General features: G+C 71.1%; 6 protein-coding genes. All 6 read right to left on the reverse strand.

The genetic code is table 11. The features are described from left to right. Positions 1–14 precede the first annotated feature (14 nt). Positions 15–1,409, reverse strand: a complete 1,395-nt coding sequence (locus tag GVN67_RS26725) for an aspartate aminotransferase family protein (protein ID WP_160000362.1) — start codon at positions 1,407–1,409, stop codon at positions 15–17. After that, entirely contained in the window at positions 1,406–2,455 is a 1,050-nt protein-coding gene (locus tag GVN67_RS26730; protein WP_160000363.1) for a phosphotransferase, read from the reverse strand. The genes GVN67_RS26725 and GVN67_RS26730 overlap by 4 nt, the downstream gene beginning before the upstream one ends. Positions 2,456–2,509: 54 nt before the next feature. Then, the gene (locus GVN67_RS26735; RefSeq protein WP_160000364.1) at positions 2,510–4,084 is read right to left on the reverse strand and encodes a PhoX family phosphatase; all 1,575 of its coding nucleotides are present in this window, start codon (positions 4,082–4,084) and stop codon (positions 2,510–2,512) included. Then, entirely contained in the window at positions 4,081–6,387 is a 2,307-nt protein-coding gene (locus tag GVN67_RS26740; RefSeq protein ID WP_160000365.1) for a molybdopterin-dependent oxidoreductase, read from the reverse strand. The genes GVN67_RS26735 and GVN67_RS26740 overlap by 4 nt, the downstream gene beginning before the upstream one ends. A gap of 213 nt (positions 6,388–6,600) precedes the next feature. Next, positions 6,601–7,239: a CHAP domain-containing protein gene (locus tag GVN67_RS26745; protein ID WP_235035537.1), complete on the reverse strand. Its 639-nt coding sequence runs from the start codon at positions 7,237–7,239 to the stop codon at positions 6,601–6,603. A 418-nt stretch (positions 7,240–7,657) separates the two neighbouring features. Then, on the reverse strand, positions 7,658–8,008 hold the full coding sequence (locus GVN67_RS26750) for a RidA family protein (protein ID WP_160000367.1): 351 nt from the start codon (positions 8,006–8,008) through the stop codon (positions 7,658–7,660). Positions 8,009–8,301 lie beyond the last annotated feature (293 nt).

The raw sequence follows: 8,301 nt of genomic DNA on the forward strand, positions 1-8,301 counted from the left end.
CGAGCGCTTCGAGATCATCGGCGATGTCCGCGGCGCCGGGCTGATGGTCGGCGTCGAGCTGGTGACCGACCGTGCGACCAAGGCCCCCGGCACCGCGGCAGGCTGGGCAGCACCGCTTCCATGGCCGCCAAGAAGTGGTCGGCATGCTCGGGGCGGAAGACCAGCGGCGGGCGGATCTTCAGCACATTGGCATGCGGGCCGGAGGCGCTGATCAGCACCCGCCGCTCGCGCAGGCCATTGACCAGGGCCGCGGCCGCCGCGGTGCCGGGGGCCTTGGTCGCACGGTCGGTCACCAGCTCGACGCCGACCATCAGCCCGGCGCCGCGGACATCGCCGATGATCTCGAAGCGCTCGGCCAGGCGGCGCAGCCCGGCCATCAGATAGGCGCCGGTGGTGCGGGCGTTCTCGACCAGCTGCTCGTTCTCGATCACCTCCAGAACCGCCTGGCCGACGGCGCAGGAGACCGGGTTGCCGCCGAAGGTGTTGAAATAGCGGGTGCGCTCGCCGAAGCGGGCCAGGATTTCCGGCCGCGCCACCATGCCGGCGATCGGATGGCCATTGCCCATCGGCTTGCCCATGGTGACCATGTCCGGCACCAGCCCGTGTCGGGCAAAGCCCCACATGGCGTCGCCGGTGCGGCCGAAGCCGGGCTGCACCTCGTCGGCGATGAACAACCCGCCGGCCTCGCGGATCGCCTCGACGGCCGGGGCCAGGAAGCCGGCCGGGTCGGTGAAGACGCCGTCGCTGGTGAAGGCGGTGTCGACCAGCAGCGCTGCGGGCTGGATGCCGGCGGCCTGCATGTCGGCGATGGCGGCGCGGACATCGGCCGCGAAGCGTTCGGCCACGCCCTCGCCGCCGCGATAGCCATCGGGCGCCGGCACGGTGCGGACGTTCTCGCCGAGGGAAATGCCGGTGCCGAGCGAGGGCGACATCTCGGAGATGGCGACGGTGACGCCGTGATAGGCCAGCCTGGTCACGATGAAGCCGGTGCCGCCCGTGTAGGAGCGGGCGACGCGGAAGGCCAGGTCGTTCGCCTCGCTGCCGGTGCAGGTGAACATCACATGGCTCAGCTCGGCGGGGAAATAGCCCAGCAGCTTCTCGGCATAGTCGAGAATGCCTTCGCTCAGATAGCGCGTGTGGGTGTTGAGGACCGACGCCTGGCGCGACAGGGCGGCCACCACATGCGGGTGGCAATGCCCGACCGAGGCGACGTTGTTGTAGACGTCGAGATAGGCGCGCCCGTCGGGGTCGTAGAGCCAGACCCCCTCGCCGCGCACCAGATGCACCGGATTGGCGTAGAACAGCCGATAGGCCGGGCCGAGCAGGCGCTCGCGCCGGGCGATCAGGGCGCGCTCGCGCTCCGCCACGCCATTGGTGGCGCGCGCGTCGTAGGCGTTGATCATGCTCATCGGCCGAGAACCTCCCGCAGATATTGTCTGGCATCCTGGCGCGGCAGGGCGCCCATGCGGCGCAGCCCGGACAGGCTGCGCGGGTAGTTGCGCAGGATATACTCCGCATTGCCGGGCTGCCGCAGCGCCCGCCAGCCGCTGATGATGACCGAGACCGCGCTGCGTGTCGCGATCAGGTCGGACAGCACCTCGAGCTCCTCGTCCCAGAGCGGGCAGGCGGCATCGAAGGCGGCGATCAGCTGGGCCGGGCCTTCCAGCGGATGGCCCTCGGCGGCCAGGGAATAGGCGGCGGCGGTGGCCAGGTCCTGCACCAGCGGCGCCCGCACCATGTCGCCGAAATCGATGATGCCGGTGATGCGCTGGTCGTCCACCGCATCGGCCAGGATATTGTGCGGGTTGAAGTCGTTGTGGATGACCTGCGGGCGGAGATCGGGCAGCAGCGGCAGGGCATGGCGCTCCAGCCGGTCGAGGATGCCCAGCGCCAGGTCGCGGTCGGCGGGCTCCGGCAGCTGCTCAGCGAAGCCCCGCAGCTGCAGCGCGCGCTGGATATCCCACAGCAGCACATGGCTCTCGGCCGGGTGGCGGAAGCCGGCGAGCGCGCGGTCCAGCCGGGCCAGGCCCTGGCCGATGGCGGTGCGCTGGGCACGGTCCGGCGCGGTCAGGTGCAGCGGCCGGCCGGGCAGGTAGTCGAGCACCCGCACCCGGCAGGCCGCGCCGCCATCCGCCGGCTGCCAGACCGCCTCGGCGGCGTCGCCGGACAAAGGCAGGTGCAGCCGCGGCACCGGCAGGGTCGGGTCGGCGGCGGCGGCATGCATCAGCGCGCGGCTCTGGAAGTCGGAGACCGCCGGGTCCTCGGCCGCGTTGATCACCCGCATGGCGTATTCGCGGCCATCGCGGGCGACGAGCAGGAAATTGCGGTCGCGCTCGGCGGTCAGCGGGCGGATGGCGCCATCCAGGCCGAAGGCCTGCCGCGCGAAAGCCTCGGCCTCGGCCGTGGTGATGGCCGGCACCGGGCTGTCCAGCACCGCGCCCAACTGCTCCGTCATATCTGTGTCCGTGCTATTTTATACAATCTACACCCGGATCCGGGCGCCGTGAAGCTAGCCGCCGACGCGGCCGCCATTCTCGCGCAGCAGGGTGACCAGGGTGCTGCGCGGCGGGATGGCCGGGTCGAAGGCGGGCCAGCGGGTGCCGGGGCGGTCGAAGCTGGCGCCGGGCTCGGCGCCCGGGGTGCGCACCAGGGCGAAGAGCGCGAGCCCGTCGGGCGACATCGCCGCGCCGCCGATCGCAGCCCCGCGCGGCGCGCCATAGAGCGGCAAGGCGAAGCCCTTGCCCGGCCCCTCGCTGTCACATCCAAAAAGAATATCGGGCTGGGCGCCGACGCGGCCGTCATGGTCGGTGCCGATCCACAGCCGGCCGCCGGCATCGACCGACAGGGTCGCGGGGCTCTCCGGCCAGGCGCCGGCGCCCGGCCGCGGCACGCCGCCCAGCAGCAGGATCGAGGCCGCCGCCGTCGCCGCGCCATGGTCGCCGCCGGCGGGGATGATCTCCAGGATCTGCCCGGCATTGGAGCCGGCGCGCGGGTTCAGCGCATCGACCTGGTCGGGGCGCCGGGCGGCATTGCCCTTGCAGGCCAGGTAGAGCCGGCCGGAGCGCGGCTCGACCACCAGCCCGGCCGGCAGGTCGAAGGCGGTGGCCCCCGCCTGCCCCGCCGCGGCGATCGGATTGAGCGCGGTCTCGGCGCCGGCCGGCAGGGCTTCCCAGGCGATCCCCTGGCGGGTGGCGCGGGCGGCGAAGAGGGTGCCGCGGTCCAGCGCATCCGGCTCGGTCGCCGGCCCGGCCGAGACGAAGCGGAACAGAAAGCCGAAGGCGCGGTGGTCGGACAGATAGACCACGGCGCGGCCGTCGCGGGTGAGCGCCGCAGCCACGTCGCCGCGCGGGAAGCGGGCCAGCGCCGTGCGCTTGGCCGGCACCGAGGCCGGGTCCAGCGCGTCGAGCTCGGCCACCCAGCCGAAGCGGGTGCCGTCGGCGAATCGCGGGTCCAGGCGCGACAGGCGGGCGACCCAGGGGGCCGGGTCGTCCTCGGCCAGCAGCAGCGTGCCCCAGGGCGTGGCGCAGCCGCCCGACAGGCCGAGCAGCCCCTGGATGGCGGTGCCCACCGCCTCCGAGCCCGGGCCGGTCAGGCGGCACAGCGTGTCGCCACCGAGCCGCCGCGACTGGTAGCCGCCATCGACGACGACCCAGCGCCCGCCCTGCTTCTCGATGTTCAGCAGGGACGCGCCCTGCAGCTGGGCGGAAACCGCCGGCCGGTCGCGGCCATCGGGGAAGACCATGGCCGGGTCGACGGTCGGATGCGCCACCGCCAGCACGCCGCGCGACAGCCCGTCGGCGCCGGGCGGCGACAGCACCATGCCGCAGATCCGCCCGTCCCAGCCGAACTGGGTCGAGGCGGCCTCGGCGGTCGGGCGGCGCGGGTCCCAGGCGCGGGCGTCGAAGGTGACGCGGTCGCCCCAGCGCACCAGCACCTCGCGGCGATAGCCGGGGGCCAGGCTGTCATCCAGCTTCACCGGGAAGCGGGCCGGCGGCATGTCGAGGCTGACGACCTGCGCCGCCGCCGCCCGCGCCAGCAACGGCAGCCCGGCGGCACCCGCCAGCAAGGCACGCCGGCCGGTCATGCCGAAAGCTCCGCCACCGGACGGGGGGCGTCGTGGACGGTCACCGGCGGCAGCGCCTCGGCAAAGAGCGCGATCTCGACCAGGCAGGACTGCGCCGCGCTGCCCTGGCCGAGGCGGGAGGTGCCGTGGTCATGCGTCAGCACATTCGGGTTGCCGTGCACGTCGAGCCGGCCGGGGCGGTGCTCCGGGTCCCACCAGGCGCCGGTGGCCATGGCGACGACGCCGGGGCGGATGCCGTCGGTGACCTGCAGCCCGGCGAGACACGCGCCGCGGTCGTTGAAGACGCGGATGATGGCGCCGTCCACCAGCCCGCGCGCCGCGGCGTCGGCCGGGTTCATCAGCAGCGGCTCGCGCCCCTGGATCTTGCTGGCCGCGGCCACCCGCCCGGTGTCGAGCTGGCCATGCAGCCGGGTCGCCGGCTGGTAGGACAGCAGGTGCAGCGGGAAGCGCGCCGCCAGCGGCGCGCCCAGGAACTCGGTGGGCGGCGTCCAGCGCGGATGGCCGCCGATCTCCTCGTAGTTGAAGCCGGCGATGGTCTCCGAGAACAGCTCGACCTTGCCGGAGGGCGTGTTCAGCGGGTGGTTCGCCGGGTCGCGGGCGAAATCCTCGAACAGGACGAAGTCTTCGTCGGGCGGCGGCACCTCGACATGGCCCGTCTCCCAGAACTCCTCGAAGCTGGGGGGAGAAAAGTCGAAATGGCGGCAGGCGGTGCGCCAGCGCTCATAGACATGGCGCAGCCAGGCGCCTTCGTCGCGCTGCTCGGTGAAGCGGTCGCGGAAGCCGAGGTGCTCGGCCATGTCGGCCAGCATGTCGTGGTCGTTGCGGGCCTGGCCGACCGGCGCCACCGCCTGGTGCATGGCGCGGACGAAGCGGTCGCGCGACGAGGAGGCGATGTCGTTGCGCTCCAGCGTCGTCGTCGCCGGCAGGACGATGTCGGCATGGCGGGCGGCGGCGGTCCAGAACGGCTCCTGGACGATGATGGTCTCGGCCCGGTTCCAGGCGCGCAGCAGCCGGTTCAGGTCCTGGTGGTGGTGGAAGGGATTGCCGCCGGCCCACCAGATGATGCGGATATCCGGCAGGGTGATGTCGCGGCCATTGTATTGCAGGATTTCTCCGGGGCGCTCGAGCAGCTCGGTGACGCGGGCAACGGGGATCGCCAGGCCGCCGGCATTGCGGGTGGCGGGGAGAGAAACGGAAGGAATCTCGCGCCGCGGCGTGCCCATGCCGTTCATCGAGCCATAGCCGAAGGTGATGCCCTCGCCCGGCTTGCCGATGCCGCCCAAGGCCGCGGCCAGCGCGACCAGCGCCCACCAGGGCTGCTCGCCATGCTCGGCGCGCTGGATCGACCAGGTGGCGGTCAGCATGGTCGGCAGGCGGGCGGCCTCGAAGGCCAGCGCCCGGATCTTTTCTTCAGGGACCTCGGTGATGGCTGCGGCCCAGGCGGCGGTCTTGGGCATCCCGTCGGTCTCGCCCATCACATAGGGCCGCAGCCTGTCCCAGCCGGTGCAATGGGTGGCGAGGAAGCCGCGATCCTCCAGCCCGTCCACGACCAGCGTGTGGATCATCGCCAGGATCAGCGCCGTGTCGGTGTTGGGGCGGATCGGCACCCATTCGGCGTCGAGAAAGTCCGGCGCATCGCCGCGGAAGGGGGAAATATTGACGAAGCGCACCCCGGCGGCGGCGATCTGCTTCAGCCAGGGGACGTATTCATGCGCCCCCGCCCCGCCCGCCGTGACCAGGGCGTTCTTCAGCGGCAGCCCACCGATGCAGATCATCAGCCGCGTGTGCTTCAGGATGCTGGCGAAGTCGGTGACCGGCCCCTGGATGACGTCGTTGGTGCCGAGCACGTGCGGCATCAGCGTCATGCCGGCGCCGTAGGAATAGTTGGTCACCTGGGTGGTGAAGCCGCCACCCAGCCCCAGGAAGCGCTGCAGCTGGCTCTTGGCATGGTGGAAGCGCCCGGCGGAGCTCCAGCCATAGGAGCCGCCCATGATCGAGGGATGGCCGGATTCGGCGCGCACCCGCGCGGTTTCTTCCGCAGCGAAGCGCACCGCCTGGTCCCAGGAAACGGGAACAAAATCGCGGTCGCCGCGCTCGGCGCCACGGCGCTCGCCGCGCAGCCAGCCGGCGCGGATATAGGGCTGGTCGATGCGCGCCTTGGAATAGAGCGCGTCGGGCACGGAATGCAGCAGCGCCCCCGGATTCGGGTCGCGCGCGAAGGGGCGGATGCCGGTCAGGCGCCCATCCTCGACCACGGTGTCGTAGCTGCCCCAATGCGCGGCGTGCGGCTTGATGACGGCCATGGCGCAAACACTCCTTCGACCCGCGAACCAACGGGGGCGGAGAATGCGCTGCCAAGCCAGCGGAAGAAAGATGCGGCGGTGCGAAAGCGGCGGGAAAAGCCATGCCCTGGCTGTGCCGGGCGCCCCTGCCCCGCGAAAGCGCGTCGGGCGGAGGGGGGCCGGACCGGCGGGGCGATGCGCCCCGGCCGGTCCGGATCGTCTCAGTCGAAAGGCTTAGCGGGCAGCGTCGCGGGCCAGGCCTTCGATGGCGCCGGCCAGGTGCTCGGCATGGGCGCGGGCCGGAACCGGGGCCTCGGCGACCTCCTCGAAGCCACCGGTCGAGGCGGTGCGGATCGAGCCGACGGCGCGGTTGTGGATGAAGCCGTTGGTCGGATAGGCGCGGCCGTAATTGGCGTCGCTATGGCCGACCTGGACGCGGACCGAGGTCCAGTCGTTGTTCTCGGAGGCGTCGACCACCGAGACGCCGCGCATCACGGTGCCCTTGCGGATGCCCGGGCCTTCCCAGTTGGCATGGTCGATCAGCACTTCACGCGGGCCGAGCACGCGGGAGACGACCGCCACATGGCCCGAGCGCATGCCGCCCGAGGCGCGGAAGCTGAGCACCGAGCCGCGCTCCGGGCGCTGGCTGCGGGCATAGACGCCGGCGGCATTGGCCCACCAGGCGTAGGCATTGCCGCTGATCTCCATGCCGGTGACCGAGCGGGCGAAGGGCACGCAGGAAATGCCGGCGAAGCTCTGCGCGGCGACGCCGGCGCGGCGCGAGACCTGCTGTGGCTTGGCGGTCTGCGGCTTGGCGCTGCGGCTGGCCGCCGCGGCATGCTGGGTCGAGGCCACGCGCGGCTGCTGCTTCACCGTTTCCCGGGCGCTGCGACTGGTCGCGGCATCGGCCGACTGACCCGTGCAGAACGCACCAAACAGGACGGCGAATGCCACCGCTGTGCTTTTGCCTCGCATGAAACCCCCAACCCTTGCCCCCGTCCCGACTTGCATCGCGACATCCCTGGGCTACCAACTTGGCGCGAGCCGGGGCAACTGTTGGGTATGTTACAGCTCGAAATGCGGCGTGATTCGCGAATTCACCTGTTGTGAACCGTGCCTTAATGAGAAGTAAATCCTACAAGGCGGTACAACTGCGCGTGAAGCCACAGTGTTGCGGCAAATCGGCAACAGGGCTTCAAACCATTCAAACACCTAACAAAAAAGGCGCCCCGGAGTTGCCTCCGAGGCGCCGATTCTCTGTCGGTAAAGTCAGGAAAACCTGACTAAACCATCAGCGGCAGGCGGTGATCATGATCTCAACCAGGTGGCGGGGGTCCGCCATGTTCGCCTGAACGCAGGCGCGGACGGGGGCGCCGCCCTCCGGCAGCCAGGCCGACCACAGCTTGTTCATCGCGTCGCGGTCGCGAATGTCCTTCAGCCAAACCTGAGCCTGCAGCAGGCGGGTCTTGTCGGTGCCATGACCCTCGAGGGCGGCATCGATCTTGGCCAGGACCTGCTTGGTCTGGCCAACGACGTCCTGACCCAGGTCGTCGGCGGTCATGCCCGCCAGGAAGACGAAACCATGATACTCGACAGCGCCGGAAAGAACCGCGTTGCTATCGTGGCGGGTGATCTTGCTCATCGTCGCGCTCCCTGCGGTGAAGCCGCCGGCGCAACGCCAGCGACACGAGACCCGCCGCTTCTAAGGCTGCACCCCCGCCCCGGCAAGGTGGGGGGAGGCTGGAAAAGACAAGGTGAAGGCAAGGCAAAAGAAAAAGGCCAGGGGAATGAATTCCCCTGGACCCCTCGTAACTTGGCGCCATCGCGCTCGGTCGTTGCTAGAGTGTCCGGAGCGGTGGCGGAGCGTAGCCCGGAACCCCTTGGGGCGATCGAGCCCGTAAAGAAGCGAGGGTCACGCTCCGTCGTTCCATCGAA

Origin of the sequence: Roseomonas sp. 18066 (assembly GCF_902706185.1) — a bacterium.
GTDB lineage: Bacteria > Pseudomonadota > Alphaproteobacteria > Acetobacterales > Acetobacteraceae > Pseudoroseomonas.